Source organism: Streptomyces sp. NPDC058284, assembly GCF_042881135.1.
Classification (GTDB): Bacteria; Actinomycetota; Actinomycetes; order Streptomycetales; family Streptomycetaceae; genus Streptomyces.
The window spans coordinates 221,506-241,128 of record NZ_JBHVYE010000001.1 but is presented as its reverse complement, the minus strand read 5'-3'; the positions used below and the strand labels follow the sequence as shown (position 1 = coordinate 241,128).

Sequence of the window (19,623 nt, the reverse complement as noted above, 5' to 3'; positions counted from 1 at the left end):
GGATCGGACTCTCGTACGCTGCGGGCATGATCACTGGTTCCGCCGCCCTCGCTCAGGGCGTCCTCATCCGGCCCCTCACGCTCGACGACGCGGCGCGACTCGCCGGGGCTCGCCGCCGCAACCGTGCCCACCTCAGCCCCTGGGAGCCGGTGAGGCCCGCCTCCTTCGACACCACGGAGGGGCAGGCGGAGCGGATCGGGAGCCAGTTGGAGGAGTGCCGCGCGGGCCGGTCCGCGCACTGGGTCCTCGAGAGCGACGGGGAGATCGTCGGCCACACCGAGCTGACGAACATCGTGCTGGGCCCGGCGCGCAGGGGCAGCCTCGGCTACTGGATCGACGCCGAACACGTGGGCCTCGGCCTCGCCTCCGCCGCCGTGCGGTACGTCTGCGCGGCAGCGGGCGGCGAGTTCGGCCTGCACCGCGTGGAGGCGTGCACCCTCCTCGACAACACGGCGTCGCAGCGCGTGCTGGCGAAGTGCGGTTTCGTGGAGTACGGGATGGCGCCGGGCTACCTGCACATCAATGGCGCCTGGCGTGACCACCGGCTCTTCCACAAGATCCTCAACGACCGACCGGTGTAGGGGGATTGGGGCCCGGGTCGACCGGGCCCCCTCCTTCTCAGACGATGTTCTCCGCGACCTCCGCCTGCTCGCGGTCCGATCCGTACGCCTGCGGGGTGCTGTAGGAGCGGCGCGCCACGAACCACCACACGGTGGCCAGGAGCAGCACCACGGCCAGCGCGATCGAGGCGTAGTTCATCGAGTCGACCGTCACAGGCGAGGACTGCGGCAGACAGAACAGCACCGTCACGAACACCACCCAGAGCACCGCGATCCAGCCGACCGGCTTGCTCCAGCGGCCCAGGTTCCAGGGGCCGGGCCGGAAGCGGTCGCCCGCGCGAAGGCGCAGGAAGATCGGGATGGCGTACGCGGGGGTGATGCCGATGACGTTGATGGCGGTGACCGCCGTGTACGCGGTCGTCGAGTACAGGGAGGGCAGGGCGATGACCGCGGCCAGGCCCACCGAGAGCCACACCGCGGGCACCGGGACCTGCGTGCGGGAGCTGACCTTGCGCCACAGCGCGGAGCCGGGCAGCGCGTTGTCGCGGCTGAACGCGAACACCATGCGGCTGGCCGCGGCGGTCTCGGCGTTGCCGCAGAACAGCTGCGCCACGATCACGATGAGCAGCAGCGCCGTCGCGCCGGACTCGCCGATCGCGTCGATCATGATCTGGGCGGGTGGTACACCGGTGGCGCTCTCCTGGGCGCCCACGTAGTCCTGGATGGCGAAGGTCAGCCCGGCGAGCAGGACGAAACCGGCGAGCCACGACGCCCAGATGGCGCGCACGATGCCGCGCGCCGCGGTGACCGAGGCGTTGGAGGTCTCCTCGGACAGGTGGGCGGACGCGTCGTATCCGCAGAAGGTGTACTGGGCGAGGAGCAGGCCGATCGCCGTCACGTAGAGCGGGTTGTCCCAGCCCGTGTCGTTCACGAACTCGCCGAAGACGAACGAGGCCGACTGGTGGTGGTCCGGCACGATCACGAGGACGCCGACGATCACGGCGACGCCGGCCACGTGCCACCACACGCTGATCGAGTTGAGGAGGCTGACCAGCTTCACGTTGAAGAGGTTCAGGACGGCGTGCAGGAGCAGGATGCACAGGAAGATCAGGAAGGTCTTCTCCGTGGTCGGCGTGAAGCCGAACTTCAGGTTCAGGAACGCGCCGGTGAACAGCGCGGCGCCATAGTCGATGCCGGCTATCGCGCCGAGCAGCCCGAGCAGGTTCAGCCAGCCCGTGTACCAGCCCCACCGGCGTCCGCCGAGCCGGTCCGCCATGTAGTAGAGGGCGCCCGACGTCGGGTACGCGCTGGTGACCTCGGCGAGCGCCATGCCCACGCAGAGCACGAAGAGGCCGACGCCCGCCCAGCCCCAGAGCATCACGGCGGGGCCGCCGGTGCCCATGCCGAAGCCGTACAGCGTCATGCAGCCGGACAGGATGGAGATGACGGAGAAGCTGATGGCGAAGTTGCCGAAGCCGCCCATGCGGCGGGCCAGGACGGGCTGGTAGCCGAGCTCTCTGAGTCGCTCTTCCTCGTCCTGGGCGGGCACTGGCGCTGGGGCGGTGCTCGACGACCAGGTGGTGCGGGACACGGTGGGACCTCCGGTGGGCGGCTGCGGGGACGTGCGGGGCGAGTGGGCGGTTCCGGGTCTAGCCCGGACCGCGGGAGGCGCTGAAGCAGCGGGTGCGGGCCTGGACGAAGACCTCGGCGGCGGCGTCCGCGTCGGCGGGGGAGTGGGTGCGGTAGGCCCACGGCACCGTGGTGAAGAACGGGCCGAGGGCCTGGAAGACCCGCGACGCGTCGTGGAACTGGTGCGCGCCCCAGAGCGCGTGCGCCAGGTGGTTGAGGTCGAGGAGCGACGCGGTGGCGGGCGTCGTGTGGTCGAACCACAACTGGAGGGCGAGGAGCGCGGCGCGCGTGGCGTCCTCGGAGATCCAGTGCAGGTCGAGGGCCTGCTCCTGCCCGGCCTCCCTGCGGTACCGCTCGACCCGGACGTACAGCGGCAGCAGGTGCAGCGGGGAGCCGGCGGGCGCCGCGGCCGAGGCCCACTGCACGAAGTTGTACGCCTCGGTGAGCGGGCCCCGCGCGCGGCGCCCGTACACGAACTGCAGCATCCGGTGGTACGCCTCGCGGTTGCCCGGATCCCGCTTGTCGGCCTCGGCGAGCAGCTGCCAGGGGCCGGGGAAGAGCATCGGCTCCGGCGGCGCCACCCGGTGCTCGTCCCACCGCTGGCCCACGTCGAGCCGGGCCAGGGCCAGCAGGCAGACCCACGGCACGGGGTCCTCGGGCGACAGGGCGGAGGCCTCGCCGCACGCGGTGACGGCCTCGCGCCACAGGTCGTTGGTCTGCCGGTGCTCCGTGCGATGGGCGCGCAGGGCGCGCTCGACAAGCACCCGCGCGTACAGCACGGCGCCCGACGCGCTGTGCGGTTCCTCGGCGCGCCAGGCCCGCACCACGTCGGAACCGGCCACGGCGGCGGCCAGGACCTGGGTGCGCTGCGTCCACAGCCCCCAGTCGGGTGTCTCGGTCAGCAGGTTGCGGGTGGAGACCCAGCGACCGGTCCTGAGGTCCTGGAGCACTGCGCGCAACGCTGCGTCGTGGCCCGCCGGGTGGTACACCGGGCGGCCTGACGGCATGGGCATGAGTCCTCTGTTGGGGGAAGAGGGCGGAGGCTGATGGGATAAGCGGTGCATTTGTTAAGGGAGTTGACGGTGAGGCACGGCGGTCAGTGTAGAGCCGAGTTCTCCAGATCCAAGGCCATTCGTGAATCTTTTGTGACCCTTACTTGTCAACACGGCGCGCCGAACGGACATTTGGCGTGCAGTCTCTGTCTTTCCGATGTCTTTTCGATCTCTTGACGCACTCCGGGCCGCTGTAGCAGTCTGCCGCGGTGATCACCTATGACCGGCGGCCCCCGGCGCAGCGGCCAGTGCTCGCCGTGGACCAGGGCACCTCCGGGACCAAGGCCCTCGTCGTCTGCCCGGAGCGTGGCGTGATCGGCTCGGGCACGGCGCCCGTACGCCCCCGCTTCCTGCCCGGCGGCCTGGTGGAGGCCGACCCCGCCGAGCTGTTCGCCTCCGTCGTCGACGCGGGCCGCCGGGCGCTCGCCGACGCGGGCGAACCGGTCGCCGCCGTCGGCCTCGCCAACCAGGGCGAGACGGTCCTCGCCTGGGACCCGGCCACCGGGAACCCCCTGACCGACGCGCTCGTCTGGCAGGACCGCCGAGCGCAGTCGGTCTGCGACGGGCTCTCCGCCCACGCGGAGGAGTTGAAAGCCCTCACCGGACTGCCGCTCGACTCGTACTTCGCCGCGCCCAAGATGGCGTGGATACGCCGCCACCGCACCCGGCAGGGCGTGGTGACGACCAGCGACGCCTGGCTCGTCCACCGGCTCACCGGCGCGTACGTCACCGACGCCGCGACGGCCGGCCGCACCCAGCTCCTGGACCTCGACACCGTCGAGTGGTCGCCGCGCGCCCTTGAACTCTACGGGCTCGCCGACGAGCACCTGCCCCGCGTCGTCGACGCGGCGGGACCGGTCGGAACGACCACCGCGTTCGGCCCCGAGCTCCCCGTCACCGGCCTCCTCGTCGACCAGCAGGCCGCCCTGCTCGCTCAGGACGTGACCACGCCGGGCAGCGCCAAGTGCACCTACGGAACAGGGGCGTTCCTGCTCGCCCAGACCGGCGGGCGCCCGCGGCGCGGCGCGTCGGGGCTCGTCAGCTGCGTCGCCTGGCGGCTGGGGGGCCGGAGCAGCTACTGCCTCGACGGGCAGGTCTACACGGTCGCGTCAGCCGTCCGCTGGCTCACCGACCTCGGCGTGATCGCGGGCGCCGAGGATCTCGACCCCGTGGGCTCGGCCGTACCGGATGCGGGCGGCGTCACCTTCGTGCCCGCGCTCGCCGGCCTCGCGGCGCCCTGGTGGCGCGGTGACCTGCGCGGATCGCTGACGGGGCTCGGCCTCGACACCACCGCGGGACACCTGGTGCGCGCCCTCTGCGAGGGCATCTGCGCGCAGGTCGTCGCGCTCGCCGACGCGGTGGCCGACGACCTGGGGCAGCCCTTGACGACCCTGCGCGTCGACGGCGGCCTGACCCGGTCGGCCCTGCTCATGCAGACCCAGGCCGACCTCCTCCAACTTCCCGTGGAGGTCTCGGCGCTGCCCGACGTCACCGCACTCGGCGCGGCCGCCGTGGCCCGCATCGGCCTGGATCCCTCGCTCACGGTCGCCGACGCGGTACCGGAGTGGCGGCCCGCCGCCGTCTACGAACCGCGGATCGACGCCGACCTCGCGGCCGAACGCCTCGCGGGCTTCCGCTCGGCGGTCACGGCGCTGACGGAACGTACGCCCTGATGGCACTCACCAGGCGCGGCGCGCCGCCGGACGTGACGTACGACGTGGCGGTCGTCGGCGCCGGCGTCGTCGGCTCGGCCGTCGCCCGTGAACTGGCCCGCCATCCGGCCCTGCGCATCGCCCTGATCGAGTCCTCGAACGATGTCGGTGACGGCACGTCGAAGGCGAACACGGCGATCCTGCACACCGGTTTCGACGCGGTGCCCGGCTCTCTGGAGGCCCGCCTGGTCCGCGAGGGGCGACGGCTGCTCGTCGCGTACGCCGCGGAGTGCGGAATCCCCGTGGAACCGGTCGGCGCACTGCTCGTCGCCTGGGACGCGGACCAACTCGCGGCGTTGCCGGACCTGTTGGCGAAGGCGGAGCGCAACGGCTACGACGCGGCCCGTATCATCGGCGCGGCGGAGGTCCGCGTCCGCGAGCCGCACCTCGGCCCCGGCGCCCTCGGCGCGCTCGACGTCCCCGGCGAGAGCATCATCTGCCCCTGGACCACCACTCTCGCCTACGCCACCCAGGCCGTACGGGCCGGAGTGGACCTTCTCCTCAACTGCCGGGTGGAGAACGTCACGCCGATCGGGGAAGGGCACCTGCTGCACACGAGCCGCGGCACCGTCCGCACCCGTCACCTCGTCAACGCGGCCGGCCTGCACTCCGACGCCGTCGACCGGCTCCTCGGCCACGACGACTTCACCGTCACTCCGCGCCGCGGCCAGCTCCTCGTCTTCGACAAGCTCGCCCGCGACCTGGTGCGCCACATCCTGCTGCCCGTCCCCACGGCGCTCGGCAAGGGCGTCCTGGTGGCCCCGACCGTGTACGGCAACGTCCTGCTCGGCCCGACCGCGGAGGAGCTGGACGACAAGACGGCCACCGGGTCGACGGCCGAGGGCGTCGCCGCGCTGCGCGAGAAGGGCCGCCGCATCCTGCCGGAACTGCTCGACGAGGAGGTCACCGCGGTCTACGCCGGACTCCGCGCCGCCACCGAGCACGACGACTACCGCATCAGCGCCCACAAGGCACAGCGTTACGTCACCGTCGGCGGCATCCGCTCCACCGGCCTCACCGCGTCCCTGGCCATCGCGGCACACGTCACCGGTCTGCTGGCGAGCACGGGCCTGGACCTCGGCGCCTCCCGCGACCTGCCGCCCGTCCGCATGCCGAACCTCGGCGAGGCCTTCCCGCGCCCGTATCACCGCGCCGACCTCATCGCGGCCGATCCCGCGTACGGCGACATCGTCTGCCACTGCGAGCGGGTGACGCGCGGCGAGATCCGCGACGCCCTCGCGGCGACGGTACCGCCCGGCTCGCTGGACGGCCTGCGCCGCCGTACGCGGGCGCGGGGCGGCCGGTGCCAGGGCTTCTACTGCGGTGCCGAGGTACGCGAACTCTACGAGCGGAGCGGGAGGTGGCGGCGCGATGAGGCGTGAGCGCATCGTCGACGTCCTGGTCGTCGGCGCGGGCCCCGCGGGCCTCGCCACCGCGGCCGGGCTCGCCGCGGCGGGCGTCGGCGAGGTCGAGGTGGTCGACCGGGAGCGGCAGGCGGGCGGCATCCCCCGGCACTGCTTGCACGGCGGCTTCGGCCGCCCCGGTCTGGCGGGGCCGCAGTACGCGGAGCGCTGTGTGGCGGCGGCCGTGCGCGCGGGCGCGACCCTGCGGACCGGCGTGACGGTGACGGGCTGGGCGGCTCCACCGCGCAGGCCGGACACCGGGGCGCCGGGCGACCTGGAGGGCGCGGGGCCGCTCGCGGGGCATGGGGTGTCTGCGTACGGTTCGGGTGCCGCGATGCCGTTCGGTCGGGGTGCCGAGGCTCGGTACGGTGCGGATACTTCGATCCCGTTCACCCGGGACGCCGCGTCTCCGTACGGTCTGGATACCTCGATCCCGCTCGCCCGGGACGCCGCGTCTCCGTACGGCCCGGACGCCGCGATCCCGTTCGCGCGGGACGCCATGCCTCCGGGCACCTCGGATGCCGCGACCCCGCTCACTCCTTACGTTTCGACCCCGCTCACCCTGGACGCGACAACCCCCGGCGGCCTGGAGCGCATCACCGCCCGCGCGGTCGTCCTCGCCACCGGTGCCCGCGAACGGCCGCGCGCCGCCCGCCTGGTGCCGGGCACCCGACCCGCCGGGGTGTTCACCACGGGCGAGCTCCAGCAAGCCGTTCACCTGCACCATCAGTACATCGGCAGGCGAGCCGTCGTGATCGGCGCCGAGCCGGTGGGCTTCGCGGCCCTGGACACGCTGCGGCGGGCCGGTGTCACCGTCGCCGCGCTGGTCACGGAACACCCGCGCCACCAGGCCCCGCGCACCCGCGCCCTCGAAGCCCGCCTCGGGCGCGGGGTGCCCCTGCTCACGAACGCCACCGTCACCGAGCTCCTCGGCCGGGGCCGCCTCTCGGGGGTCCGGCTGCGGCACCGCGACGGCAGGACGGCGTACGTCGCCTGCGACACGGTCGTCTTCACCGGCGACTTCGTCCCCGACCACGAGCTGGCCCGGCGCGGCGGCCTGTCGATGGACCCGGGCACGCGGGGACCGGCGATCGACGCCGACTTCCGTGCCGACAGGCGCGGTGTCTTCGCGGTCGGCAACGTGCTGCACGCCGCCGAACCGGCGCGCGCGGTGGCGCGCGAGGGGGCGCTGGCGGCGGCGGCCGTGCGGCGCTACCTCTTCGACGGCGACTGGCCCGCGACGTCGGTGCCGCTGCGCGTCACGGCCCCGCTCGCCTGGGTCGCCCCGAACCGCCTGACACCGGGTGAGCCCGCGAGTGAGATCACGCTTTGCACCGCCGAGTCCGTGGCGCGCCCGACGTTGCTGGTCACACAGGACGGCAGGACCCTGCACCGCGCCCGCCCCCGCCGCCAGACCGTCCCGAACCGGCCCTTCCGGATCTCCGGGGACTGGACGGCAAGGGTGGACCCCACGGGCGGCGCGGTCCGGATCGCCCTCGGCGGGTTCTCGCCGAGCCGACGACCTTGACCTGGTCCCCCCTTCCCCTGCCCCCGCCTCCCGCATAGACTCCAAAACTAGCAGCGCTAATTTAGCTGGTGAGTCCCTTTACATAGCGAGTCCTCTTACGCAGTGAGTCCCCGCAGAACGATCCGGAGCCGTATCGTGCGCACCGTTCACTTCGCCGCCGCCCGCCGCACCCCCATCGGGAAGCTGCGCGGCGCCCTCTCCTCAGTCCGCCCCGACGACCTCGCAGCGGGCGTCGTGAGGGGACTCCTCGCCGACATCCCCCAGCTGGACCCCGCCCGGATCGACGACATCTACTGGGGCGCCGCCAACCAGGCGGGTGAGGACAACCGCAATGTGGCTCGCATGGCGGCCCTCCTCGCGGGCCTCCCCGAATCCGTGCCCGGCGCGACCGTGAACCGGTTGTGCGCCTCCGGTCTCGAAGCCGTCACGACCGCCGCGCGCACCATCGCCTCCGGCGAGGCGGACGTCGTCCTCGCGGGCGGCTCCGAGTCGATGAGCCGCGCTCCCTTCGTACTGCCCCGCCCGGACGACGCGCTGCCGCACCGCATGGAGACCGCGGACACCCGCCTCGGCTGGCGCCTGACCAACCCGAGGATGAAGGACCTGCACGGCGTCCTCGCGATGGGCGAGACCGCCGAGGAGGTCGCCGGGCGGCACGGCATCTCGCGCGAGCGCCAGGACACCTTCGCCCTGCGCAGCCACCAGCGCGCGGCCGCCGCCCGCAAGGAGGGCCACTTCGACGACGAGCTGCTCCCCGTCACGCGCCCGGACGGCGTCGTCGCCACGGACGAATGCGTGCGCGAGGACACCTCGTACGAGAAGCTCAGCGGCCTGCGCCCCGTCTTCCGCAAGGACGGCACCGTCACCGCGGGCAACGCCTCACCGATGAACGACGGGGCGGCCGGACTGCTGCTGGTCAGCGAGGAGGCGCTGAACGACCTCGGCCTCGAATCCCTCGGCCGGTACGCGGCCGGCGCCTCTGCCGGCGTCCACCCGGACGTCATGGGTCTCGGGCCCGTCCCCGCCACCCGCAAGGTGCTCGACCGCGTCGGCTGGGGCATCGACGACGTCCAGGAGGCCGAGTTCAACGAGGCGTTCGCCGCCCAGGCACTGGCCTGCGTGGACGCCCTCGGCATCGACCCGGAGCTGGTCAACCCGACCGGCGGGGCCATCGCCCTCGGCCACCCGCTCGGCTGCTCCGGCGCCCGCATCCTCACCACCCTGCTGCACCGGATGCGCCGCACCGGCGCCACGCGCGGCCTCGCCACCATGTGTGTGGGCGTGGGGCAGGGCAGCGCGCTTCTGGTCGAGCGCGACTGACGGCGGGTTCACGCGCGCCCCGGACACGGTGCGCGGCCGACGGCGGCGGATGTGCGCCGCCGCTGTCGGCGAACAGGTCGCCCCCTCGGTACGTCCCGCCCCCCCCACGAGCCAGGATCCACCGCAAGCCCCACGAAAACGGAGCCCTCCCCTCATGGCCACGCTGTCCCTCGCCGCGATCCTCGCCGAACCCGCCCGCCGTCACCCGGACCGCATCGCGCTCGTCGAGGGTGAAGTGCGGTCGACCTTCGCGGAGTTGTGGCGTCAGGCCCGTGCCCAGGGCGCGGCCCTCGCCGGGCTCGGCGTGCGGCCGGGGGACCGGGTGGCCCTGATGGGTCCCAACACCGCCGAGTTCCCGAAGGCCTACTACGCCGTCCTCGCCGCCGGGGGAGTCGTCGTACCCGTCCACCTGCTGCTCTCCGCCGAGGAGGTCGAGCACGTGCTGCGGGACAGCGGCGCGACCCTGCTCCTGTGCCACCCCGCGCAGGCGCGGACGGGCGCGGCCGCCGCCGAGGCCACCGGCGTACGCATGCTGCGGCTCGGCGAGGAGGGCGAGCTGGAGACCCTGGCCCGCGCCGCCGAGCCCCTCACCACGTACGCCACGCGCGAAGCCGACGACCCGGCCGTCATCTTCTACACCAGCGGCACCACGGGCGTCCCCAAGGGCGCCGTGCTCAGCCACTTCAACCTGGTGATGAACGCGACGGTCAACGCCTTCGACGCCAACGACGTCCGCCCCGACGACGTAGCCCTCGGCGCCCTGCCGCTCTTCCACGCCTTCGGCCAGACCGTCTCCATGAACTCGACGTGGCGGGCGGGCGCGACACTCGTCCTGCTGCCGCGCTTCGACGCCGCCCGCGCCATCGAGTTGATGGTCGCGGAGGGCGTCAACACCTTCCACGGTGTGCCGACCATGTACGTCGGCCTGGTGGCGGCCGCCGCGGACGCAGCGGACGCCGTCGAGCTGCCCCGGCTGCGGATCTGCATCTCGGGCGGCGCCTCGTTGCCCGTAGCCGTACTCGAACGCTTCGAGAAGGCCTTCGGCACTCCCGTGTACGAGGGGTACGGGCTCTCCGAGACCTCCCCGACCGCCTCCGTCAACCAGCCCGACTTCGGCACCAGGGCAGGCAGCATCGGCCACCCCCTCTGGGGCGTCGACGTGGAGATCGCCCGCGCCGACATCGACGACCGTGTCGAACTCCTGCCCACCGGCGAAGTCGGCGAGGTCGTCGTCCGCGGCCACAACGTCTTCTCCGGCTACCTCGGCCGCCCCGAGGCGACCGCCGCGGCCTTGGTCGACGGCTGGTTCCGCAGCGGCGACCTGGGCACCAAGGACGCCGACGGTTTCCTGACCATCGTCGACCGCAAGAAGGACGTCATCATCCGCGGCGGCTTCAACGTCTACCCGCGCGAGGTCGAAGAGGTTCTGATGCGCCACCCGGCCGTCGCGCAGGCCGCCGTGATCGGCCTGCCCGACCCCGTGCACGGCGAGGAGATCTGCGCGGTCCTCGTCCCCGCCGCCGACCCGGTGCCCGAGACGGCACAAGCGATCATCGAGTGGTCCAAGGAACACCTGGGCCGCCACAAGTACCCGCGCCGCGTGGAGTTCACCGACGCGTTTCCGCTCGGCCCCAGCATGAAGGTCCTCAAGCGCGAACTGCGCACCCACTACAGCGCGTAGGAGGCGCGCGGGAAGCACGGACGAACGCGCGCGACAATGCCCGCATGGGATGGGATCTTGCACCGGGACAGTTCGCCGCACTCGCCGCGGCGGCGGTGCTCGTCGGCTTCTCGAAGACCGCCGTCAGCGGCGCCAACACCATCAGCCTCGCGCTCTTCGCCGCCGTCCTGCCCGCCCGCGCGTCGACCGGCGTCCTGCTCCCCATCCTGATCGCGGGCGACATCCTGGCCGTGCTCACCTACCGCAGGCACGCCCACTGGCCCACCCTGTGGCGGCTGTTCCCCGCCGTCGCCGGGGGAGTGGTCCTCGGCACGCTCTTCCTCAGGTGGGCCGACGACGCCGTCGTCCGCATGTCCATCGGGGTGATCCTGCTGCTCATGGCGGCCGTCACCGTCGCCCGCCGCAGATCGGCGACGGAGGCGGGACCCGCGGAGGAAGAAGGACCCGCGGAGGAAGCAGGGCCGCGGGGCAGCCGCCTCAAGGCCCCCTCCTACGGCGTACTCGGCGGCTTCACCACCATGGTCGCCAACGCGGGCGGCCCCGTGCTGTCGATGTACCTGCTCTCGGCGGGCTTCAGGAAACTGGGCTTCCTCGGCACGTCCGCCTGGTTCTTCCTGATCGTCAACACGTCCAAGGTGCCGTTCAGCGTGGGCCTCGGTCTGATCGACGCCCGCTCACTGCTCCTTGACGCGGCCCTTGTGCTGTTCGTGGTGCCGGGCGCGGTCCTCGGCAAGTACACCGTGCACCGCATCGACCAGCGGCTCTTCGAACAGCTGGTGATCGGCGCGACCGTCCTCGGCGGCCTCCAACTGCTGCTGCGCTGAGCCCGCGCTTCGCGCGGACGACGGGGGTTCAAAGACAGGCTTTCAGCGCACGGCGACCGTGGCGCCCGACGTCTCGGTCGAGAGCCCGTCCTCCAGGTCCTCGGCGAGCAGCCGCTTGGCGATCGTGTCGACGGCCGCGGTGAGCTCCTCGTCCGCGGGACGGCCGAGGTCCTTCTCGACCTCCTCGCCCAGCCAGGCGGCCCACGCCCGGGAGATGACCTCCGCCTCGCGCTCCCCGGCGGGCGTGTGCGAGAAGTACGTGCCCGTACGGGTCAGATAGCCCTCCTCGACCATGCGGTCGAAGACCGGCACCAGGACCTCCGGCGGAATCCTGCGCCGCGCGGCGATCAGCCCGAGGCTCGCGTGCCCGACCAGCCGGGTGAACAGCGAGACCTGCATGACCGCCCAGGCGCCCGCGATGTCCAGACGGGTGTCGGAGTCCCGGATGATGCCACGCGCGGTGGTCATGCCGACATTGCCGATGATGTTGGCGACGCCCCGTTCCAGCAGGTGCCCGGAGTCGCCGCTCATCGGCTGCGCGAAGCCCTCGCCCATGTCGGGGGCGCCCATGCGCGCGCTGTCGCGCAGCTCGACCTGCTTGAGGAACAGCGCCACCAGGAACCCGATGAGCGCGACGGGGACGGTCCACAGGAAGACGGTCTGCAGGGTGTCCGCGTACGCCTTGATGATCGGCGCGGCGACGCCCCCGGGCAGCTCGTGCAGCCCCGCGGGGCTCTGCGCCGCCTTGCCGACGACGGAAGGATCACCGCCCGCCCGTACCGCCGCGCCGACCCCGTCCTTGAGGTTCGGCGCGAGGGTGTTGGCGTAGATGGTGCCGAACACGGCCGTGCCGAACGAGCTGCCCAGCGTACGGAAGAAGGTCACCCCCGATGTCGCCGTGCCCAGATCCGTGTACGGGACGGTGTTCTGCACGGCGATCGTGAGGACCTGCATGCACAGCCCGATCCCGGCGCCGAGCACGAACATGTACAGCGACTCCAGCCACGTACTGGTGGCGCTGCCCATCAGCGAGAGCAGGTAGAGCCCGAGGGCCATCACCAGCGCGCCGACGATGGGGAAGATGCGGTACGTACCGGTCTTGCTGACGACGTTGCCGCTGAAGACGGAGGCGATGAGCAGCCCGACGACCATGGGCAGCGTCCGTACGCCCGAAATGGTGGCCGAGTCCCCGTCGACGTACTGGAGGTACGTCGGCAGGAACGTCATGGCGCCGAGCATCGCGAAGCCCACGATGAAGCTGAGGATCGAGCAGACCGTGAAGACCGGGTTGCCGAAAAGCCGCATCGGCAGCATCGGTTCGGCCGCGCGCGTCTCGACGACGCAGAACAGCGCCAGCGCGAGCAGACCGCCGACGAAGAGACCGATGATGGTCGGCGAACCCCACGCGTACTGGTTGCCGCCCCAGCTCGTCGCCAGGATCAGCGCGCTCGCACCGATGGCGACGAGCGCGATGCCGAGGTAGTCGATGACGGGCCGCACGGCGGACTTCACCACGGGGATGGTGCGGGCGGCGGCGAGGACGACGACGATCGCGATGGGCACGTTGACGTAGAACGCCCAGCGCCAGCTCAGGTGGTCCGTGAAGAGCCCGCCGAGCAGCGGCCCGATCACGGTGGACACCCCGAAGACGGCGCCGATCGCACCCTGGTACTTGCCGCGCTCGCGCAGCGGGATGACGTCGGCGATCAGCGCCATGGACGTGACCATCAGGCCGCCCGCCCCGATGCCCTGCATCGCCCGCCAGGCGATGAGGAAGGTCATGTTCGTCGACAGGCCGCACAGGAACGAGCCCGTGATGAAGATGACCGCCGAGAGCTGGAAGACGACCTTCCGCCCGAACAGGTCACCGAACTTCCCGACGAGCACCGTGGCCACGGTCTCCGCGAGCAGATAGGACGTGACGACCCACGACATGTGCTCCGCCCCGCCCAGATCCGACACGATCGTCGGCAGCGCGGTGCCGACGATGGTCTGGTCGAGCGCGGCGAGCAGCATCCCCAGCATGATCGTCACGAAGATGACGTTGCGACGCCGCCGGTCGAGGACGGGCGGCGCCTGAGCCTGCGCCGGGCCCTGCGCCCCGGCGGGGGAGGACGCGGACGCGGTCGGCGGATCGGTCGTGGTCACACGGCCACCCTCACATCGGGGCGGGGGGTGTGCATGTGGGGGGAGGCCGGTTCGGTGATGAGGGGGGAGGGAGGGTGGCGAGCGGCCCGCCAGGGGCGGACCGGTACGAGGCGCGTGGGCGGACCGGTACGAGGCGCGTGGGCGGACCGGTACGAGGCGCGTGGGCGGACCGGTACGAGGCGCGTGGGCGGACCCGTACGAGGCGCGTGGGCGGACCGGTACGAGGCGCGTGGGCGGACCCGTACGAAGCGCGTGAGCCGCCCCTCCCACCCCGCTCAGCCCTCCCACAACCGCGGCGCGTGAGCCGCCCCTCCACGGCCCGCTCAGCCCTCCCGCAACCGCGGCGCGTGAGCCGCCGCGTCCACCGCGGCCCCCTCACGCCCCAGCCGCTCCGCCAACGCCTCTGCCCAGCGGCACAGTTCCGCGACGTCCATCCCGTACGGCCGGGGCTGCCCGGACTCCGTGCTCCAGGCCGAGACGGCCCCCGCCCCGCGGAGCAGCAGCCGCGCCCCGCCCGTGGTGTTGCCGCGGGCCGAGTGGGTGAGACCGACGGCGAGCTGAGCCAGCCCCTTCCACAGCCCGCGTTCCGCCGCGGGCCCCGACTTCCAGGCATCCTCGAAGACCTCGTGCGCGTGGAAGGGACGCCCCGCGGCCAGCAGCGCCTGCGCCTCGACGACGGATTCCTCAGGGGTCCGGACGACCCCCTCCGGCTGCCGCGGCACCCCGTCGGAGCCATAGGGCAGCGGCCGGCCGAGCCCGTCACGAGGCCGCTGATTGCGGGCCCGCCCCTCCTCGTCGCGATCACGCTGACGGCCACTGTCGTACGGTTCCGGTGCGGTGCTCATACGTCGATTGTCGCGCGTGGCTGACGACGGTCACCGGAGAACGGAGCACCCTCCGACGTGGGGTAGAGTTCTACCTGTGATCACGCGGAACACCGCACCGATCACCACGGGACGTGGCGCAGCTTGGTAGCGCACTTGACTGGGGGTCAAGGGGTCGCAGGTTCAAATCCTGTCGTCCCGACGGAAACGTCGCAGGTAGGGGCCATCTTCGGATGGCCCCTACCTCGTGTTGGGAGCAATTCTGGGAGCGGGGAGCGGCTCCCAGCGCTCCCAGGGAGCGGGAGTCTGGGAGCGACGTCAACCGAGGGTCGACGGATGGTCACCCGACCCGGTCGCTCCCAGGGAGCATCTCCGCTGCCCGGTCTGGTGCACGAGGCAAGGGTCACTGTTCGCACCCTTGCCCGCATACTCGTCATGGGGCCGTGCTCCCACTCGTCCCCTTGACGGTTTCAGCGACCCCATGTCTGCGTGAACGTGTCTCGGTGCACACGTCATCCAGAGCTTGTCGTTTGCGCAGCCGGCGGACTACGACGCTGGGAGACGCGGACCTCGGGGCGGTCTTGGACCGCCTGGACTACGCGGTCTCGGGGGTCGTGTCGGACGGCGCGGCCCATTCGGTGCGGGCAGCGGTGAGCCGGGAGTGCATCGCGCGGAGTTCATCCAACTGCCTGGCCACCGTCTCGATGAACTCGGCCAGCTGGTCCGGCCCCATCGGACGAGTGTACGTATCGGCGGCTACTTCAATCAGAACGTGTGGCACCCGGTAGGCCGCGCTGACAGTCGAGTCCGGGCTTACGTCGAGTTGAGCGCAGAGAAGCGGCCAGGACTCGTAGTCCTCGTAACCGTCGGTGTATTCGGCGTAAGCCACGGCGCCATACATTTGGTGGTGGAGGTCGGCCGGATGGCGCTTACCGTCCGTGTCCCCGGCGTGGTCAGTCGTACACCAGGACGGGCAGGTGATGGTGTGCCGGGTCTCGTAGATGTCGTCTTACGTCCAAGTGTGGTCAGGCGCTGAGGTTGTCGCGCCACAGTGCTCGGACATCAGGACTGCGATCTGCGCACCTGCAGCCCGGAGCTTCGCCAGGTGCCTACTCATGTCGCTGATCAGCTCGTCGATTTCTCCGAGGCTGAGCGTCGGCCAGTCGCCGTCGGCGACGAAAACCAGTCTGGGCGTTTCGTCATTGATCTGAGATGGATGGAAGGCCATGATGCCCTCCCCGTGCCGACTGGAGTACGGGCGGTGGGCGCCCATGGAGATGAGCGGGCCGTGATGAAAGCGCTCGTGTGGGTCCTTGTGGTCCCTGGGGTTTCCATCGCAGAAGGAGACGCCGTTGGGGCAGGCGGTCATCTCTGTGCTGCGCGGCTGCTCATGGTCATTGGAGACGTTCACCTTGTCCGCGAGGAACTCGAGCTTGTCGGCGAACCTGCGCAATTCCGTCGCTTTTAGGCGGGCCTCGACCGCATCCGTGTCCGTTTCACCCAGGCAGATGACTGTCTCTGAACCGTGAAAGTCCAGTAGCCGCGCGTCCAGCAGCTCCCGACCGTCATTGCCTATGACAACGTGGCAGGCTCCGAGGTGAGCATCGTGGACGCCGGTCTCGATGCACCAGTCCGGGTGGACGGTGCACAGCTGCTGGTTGCTGTGGTCGTGGTCGGCGTTTGCCGGTAGTGGGGACGACTTGGCGAGTTGGAAGGCAACGGCGGCGAGGTCCTTGGTTTCCACGCTATTTGGGGTTGTCGGGATAGCGACGCTCACGATCTTTCTCCTTGTAGTGGAAAGGTTGGGCCGGAGAGCTCGGCTTATGGGGGCAACCAGCGGCTGCACGCCCTCTGTTGCTCGGCTCCCTATTAAGCTTCGCCCAGTGCAGGCATACGTGCTCCGTTCGAGCAGCACTTGTCGCGAAGCTGGCTATCCAGCGGTATAATCCGCTTCTCCAGTGGTGAATCGGAGGCCTGCGGGGCAGTGTTGGTCTTTTGTTGCACGCGGTCCGGTGAACGCGCTGGGTACGGCGGTGAGGCCGAAAGGGTGCGCTCTTCACCCGTACGCGACGTCTTGAGTGCAGCCTTCGCCGTGCCCCTTTTGAGGAAGCGCCCCGGCGACGCTCTCCTCGCGTAGGCGGCATGCGGGTGAGTTCTCACCACTGTGGAGTTCCACCGACACGCGCCAGTCGATCCGGCCCGCGGATTGGACAGCAGGATCGCCAACGTTCCGTCCGCCGACCAGCGGCGGTTACGTTTATAGGTGGCGTCCCGCCGAGTGGTGATTCAGTCGAGCTCGTGTGAATCGGTTTTGCGGGGATCTGCCGCTGCGGGGTGGCCCTCTCGGCGAAGAGTTCGGGCATGCGGCCTTTGGAGAGGTGGCGGCGGTCGAAGACTTGCCACTCGCTGTGGAGTTCAGCCAGGACCGCGGCAGCGAGCCGGTCCACTCATGGGCTGCAAAGATACTTCTCCGTCAGGTTGGTCTCCTCGTGCAGCTCTCAAACCGAGGTCTCGGTGATGGGCTCGCCAGGTTCGCTGTTGCCGACCGGCAGATCGCAGTGCCATGAGCGCTTTGCGAGCGGGGTGGACTCCACGAGCGAACGCGATCCGGCGACGTTCATCGACGCAGAGACGCAGGAGCTAATTCCGCTCTATGCCGCAGTAGTTCCACCACGGAAGGGATCACGTCGACTGAGTGGCTTGACCTCTCGTAAGGAGGTCACTCGTCACTCTCTTCGCTTTCTCAACCCAGCCCATCGATACCAGAATCACCCGGCGCGCTCGATGAGGTGACGTTGAGCATTGGCTTCGCACATGGACTGGGGAGCATGGGCTGCCGTACTGAAGCGGCGCAGTGTACGCGCAAATCGCATAAGAGGCTACCTACTTCCAGGAGTGGTCCCCCGAACGAGGTTTCCACCTCGACCGTGTCCCGACGGGACATCTATCAATACAGGGAACGCAGTCGCGGGTCTCGTCCCGCCAGGAAACCAAATCCCTTTACCCTTTCCCAGGAGGCGCAGTATGCCGAAGACGGCTGCGACAATCCCCAACGCCAAGCGCACGGAGTCCGACGGTTCAAGTCACCGGGCAGTCGGAGAGGTTCTGGCGTCAGAAATCGACGACCTGAATCACTCTAGGGACGTTGCACCCAACCCGGTGATGGCGTTCGAGGCCCTCACCGCCGAGTACGGGCTCCGGGTGGTTGAGTGGGACCTATCCACAATGGATCCTAAACTCCGCGAAAGCTACGTCGCACACTTCGTGGAGCAGCAAGGCGATCGGGTCTTCGTCGTACCCATCGGCCAGGACCCGCACCTTCGCCTTTCGGCCCTCAATCAGGTCATCACGCACCTTGAGGTGGCACAGGTATGACACTCACCGACACCTCCGTGTGCGTCTATGAGGGCAGCCCAGCCGTCACGGTCCGCTCCGGCAAGACCGGCGACCAGTACGGGTTGTGTGCTTCGTGCGCCGACAGTACCGATCGCACCGACGCCGTCAGCGAGGTCATGGAAGGCTTCCGTACCCGCATGCGGGAAGCCGGACGCCTTGACGAGCGCATTGAGGACTTCATCAATGCGGTGATCATCTGCGCGCCGCTGGTGCCCGGCGGCGACCCGTTGGCCGGAATCAGTGCCGTCTTCCACTACCTCGCCAAGCGAATCGGAGTGGAAGCAGAGGTGACAGCATGACCTAATCGCCCGCAGCGCACGTCATTGCCCAGCTCGAGGCCGACCATGTCGCTGCTGGTGCGATCGGGCTCGGCAGCCCAGTCCTGGACGCCTTTGACGAGGGAGTCATCGATGTCGTCGCCGACTCCCCGGACCCTGTAGCCGCCATCAGTGCTATCGCCGAGCTCATCTCCCGCGAACGCTGCGAGCAACACGCCTGTCCATGGGCGCCCCAGGCATGAGCGCACAAGTGCTCATCAGCGACCACGGGCAACGCGGAGCGGCTTGCCTTCCACGTCACCCTTCGGAAAGTCTCTGGGGACGGCTCGCTCCTGGGCCCGATGCCGCTACAGGCCGAAGAACTCGGACATGTCGGACTCGACTTGACGTAGATCCTCAGCGCTCTGCTGCTCGTCCTCTTCCCAGGAAACGGAGCGGAAGTTCTCAAGGCCCTCCCACTCGGACAGGCGGCCGTAATCTCGTTGGTCTTCGATCCCGTACTCCTCGCTGTACTCTCGCGCGCTGTACAGCAGTCGGAGGTCTGTGCCGGTAATCCGGAACGAAAACCGGCCCTTGGTCGGTCCAGCATTGGGTGCGGCGGGCCGCTTCGCCTGGCCTATGGCGCGTCCGCCGCTGCCTTGTCCTTGGCGCTACGGACTTCTTCGGTCGGGTGGCACCGGAATTTTTACATTTGCCCGGGGGCCGGGGCTGCCTTCTCGCGGCACAGCGGAACTACAGGTCACGACTCCTCTCGCGGCTCCGTGCGGTAGTCGAAGTACGCCCACGCGGAGATCGCCACGACCGCCACCGCGCTCATCACCAGGGCCTGTACGGCAGTGGGCGCGCTGTGCGTGAAGTAGCCGGCCAGGCCCGTGGCCAAGGCGCCCACCAGCATCACCATGCGACTGGCGAAGTACTGTTGCGGGTCGGCGCCGGCGCTGCCGTCCCGCTCCGCGAAGAGCCCTTTCGCCGCCGCCTTCACCGGCTCGTCCGCACCCCGGCGCCGCTTCGCCCGGTACTCAAGGCCGAAGCCGATCGCCAGGTAGAGCACGAGGACCCCGACCAACAGGGCCCAGTCGGTCGGCCCGTCCATGCTGTTCCCGCGCGCCATCACCGTGGCCGAGACAGCGAGACTCATCATCGCAGCGCCCCGTTCATACGTCGCGGCCAAGCCCCCTCGGCCCGACCTGTGTCGGCATGTCAACTACCCCGTATCGCCGCCGTGTTGCCGGGTTCGTGGTGGAGAGAAGGCCGTCGTCCGCACCCCG

The 19,623-nt window shown here is 70.5% G+C and carries 16 protein-coding genes and 1 tRNA gene; 10 read left to right on the top strand and 7 right to left on the bottom strand.

Translation table 11 applies throughout. The features are described 5' to 3' along the window. Positions 1–26 precede the first annotated feature (26 nt). Positions 27–581 carry a GNAT family N-acetyltransferase gene (locus ACFVYR_RS00980; RefSeq protein WP_384247241.1) on the top strand — a complete coding sequence of 185 codons (555 nt, stop codon included), beginning with the start codon at positions 27–29 and terminating at the stop codon, positions 579–581. Between the two features lie 37 nt (positions 582–618). Here ACFVYR_RS00980 and ACFVYR_RS00975 read toward each other — a convergent pair whose 3' ends face one another. Then, positions 619–2,151 (bottom strand): amino acid permease, encoded by a 1,533-nt coding sequence (locus ACFVYR_RS00975; protein ID WP_384247239.1) that lies wholly within the window; start codon positions 2,149–2,151, stop codon positions 619–621. 58 nt (positions 2,152–2,209) lie between these two features. Beyond that, entirely contained in the window at positions 2,210–3,202 is a 993-nt protein-coding gene (locus ACFVYR_RS00970) for a hypothetical protein (protein WP_384247237.1), read from the bottom strand. A gap of 248 nt (positions 3,203–3,450) precedes the next feature. On the opposite strand from ACFVYR_RS00970, the gene ACFVYR_RS00965 reads away from it, so the two are divergent. From ACFVYR_RS00965 to ACFVYR_RS00940, 6 genes are all read left to right on the top strand, one after another. Continuing rightward, the gene (locus tag ACFVYR_RS00965; RefSeq protein WP_384247235.1) at positions 3,451–4,914 is read left to right on the top strand and encodes an FGGY family carbohydrate kinase; all 1,464 of its coding nucleotides are present in this window, start codon (positions 3,451–3,453) and stop codon (positions 4,912–4,914) included. Further along, the gene (locus ACFVYR_RS00960) at positions 4,914–6,335 is read left to right on the top strand and encodes an FAD-dependent oxidoreductase (RefSeq protein ID WP_384247232.1); all 1,422 of its coding nucleotides are present in this window, start codon (positions 4,914–4,916) and stop codon (positions 6,333–6,335) included. Before ACFVYR_RS00965 ends, ACFVYR_RS00960 begins: the two co-directional genes overlap by 1 nt. Further along, positions 6,325–7,884, top strand: a complete 1,560-nt coding sequence (locus ACFVYR_RS00955) for an NAD(P)/FAD-dependent oxidoreductase (RefSeq protein ID WP_384247230.1) — start codon at positions 6,325–6,327, stop codon at positions 7,882–7,884. The genes ACFVYR_RS00960 and ACFVYR_RS00955 overlap by 11 nt, the downstream gene beginning before the upstream one ends. Before the next feature lie 135 nt (positions 7,885–8,019). Further along, positions 8,020–9,204, top strand: a complete 1,185-nt coding sequence (locus tag ACFVYR_RS00950; RefSeq protein WP_384247227.1) for a thiolase family protein — start codon at positions 8,020–8,022, stop codon at positions 9,202–9,204. Between the two features lie 154 nt (positions 9,205–9,358). Continuing rightward, positions 9,359–10,885, top strand: a complete 1,527-nt coding sequence (locus tag ACFVYR_RS00945; protein WP_384247225.1) for a long-chain fatty acid--CoA ligase — start codon at positions 9,359–9,361, stop codon at positions 10,883–10,885. A gap of 44 nt (positions 10,886–10,929) precedes the next feature. Further along, entirely contained in the window at positions 10,930–11,709 is a 780-nt protein-coding gene (locus tag ACFVYR_RS00940) for a sulfite exporter TauE/SafE family protein (protein WP_384247223.1), read from the top strand. 42 nt (positions 11,710–11,751) lie between these two features. On the opposite strand, the gene ACFVYR_RS00935 is transcribed toward ACFVYR_RS00940, so the two are convergent. Together ACFVYR_RS00935 and ACFVYR_RS00930 are read right to left on the bottom strand one after the other, a co-directional pair. Next, the gene (locus ACFVYR_RS00935; RefSeq protein WP_384247220.1) at positions 11,752–13,857 is read right to left on the bottom strand and encodes an MDR family MFS transporter; all 2,106 of its coding nucleotides are present in this window, start codon (positions 13,855–13,857) and stop codon (positions 11,752–11,754) included. Positions 13,858–14,180: 323 nt separating this feature from the next. Then, complete coding sequence (locus tag ACFVYR_RS00930; RefSeq protein WP_384247217.1) at positions 14,181–14,702, bottom strand: DUF309 domain-containing protein; 522 nt, start codon at positions 14,700–14,702, stop codon at positions 14,181–14,183. A 107-nt stretch (positions 14,703–14,809) separates the two neighbouring features. On the opposite strand from ACFVYR_RS00930, the gene ACFVYR_RS00925 reads away from it, so the two are divergent. Next, a tRNA-Pro gene (locus ACFVYR_RS00925) sits at positions 14,810–14,883 on the top strand. 393 nt (positions 14,884–15,276) lie between these two features. Here the strand turns inward: ACFVYR_RS00925 and ACFVYR_RS00920 are convergent. After that, positions 15,277–15,663: a DUF6907 domain-containing protein gene (locus tag ACFVYR_RS00920; RefSeq protein ID WP_384247975.1), complete on the bottom strand. Its 387-nt coding sequence runs from the start codon at positions 15,661–15,663 to the stop codon at positions 15,277–15,279. Between the two features lie 27 nt (positions 15,664–15,690). Then, the gene (locus ACFVYR_RS00915; protein ID WP_384247215.1) at positions 15,691–16,458 is read right to left on the bottom strand and encodes a DUF6907 domain-containing protein; all 768 of its coding nucleotides are present in this window, start codon (positions 16,456–16,458) and stop codon (positions 15,691–15,693) included. Between the two features lie 1,247 nt (positions 16,459–17,705). Between ACFVYR_RS00915 and ACFVYR_RS00910 the strand changes: the two genes are divergently transcribed. Beyond that, on the top strand, positions 17,706–18,056 hold the full coding sequence (locus ACFVYR_RS00910; protein ID WP_384247213.1) for a hypothetical protein: 351 nt from the start codon (positions 17,706–17,708) through the stop codon (positions 18,054–18,056). Further along, positions 18,053–18,376 (top strand): hypothetical protein, encoded by a 324-nt coding sequence (locus tag ACFVYR_RS00905; RefSeq protein ID WP_384247211.1) that lies wholly within the window; start codon positions 18,053–18,055, stop codon positions 18,374–18,376. Before ACFVYR_RS00910 ends, ACFVYR_RS00905 begins: the two co-directional genes overlap by 4 nt. 718 nt (positions 18,377–19,094) lie before the next feature. Here ACFVYR_RS00905 and ACFVYR_RS00900 read toward each other — a convergent pair. Then, entirely contained in the window at positions 19,095–19,496 is a 402-nt protein-coding gene (locus ACFVYR_RS00900; protein ID WP_384247208.1) for a hypothetical protein, read from the bottom strand. Positions 19,497–19,623 lie beyond the last annotated feature (127 nt).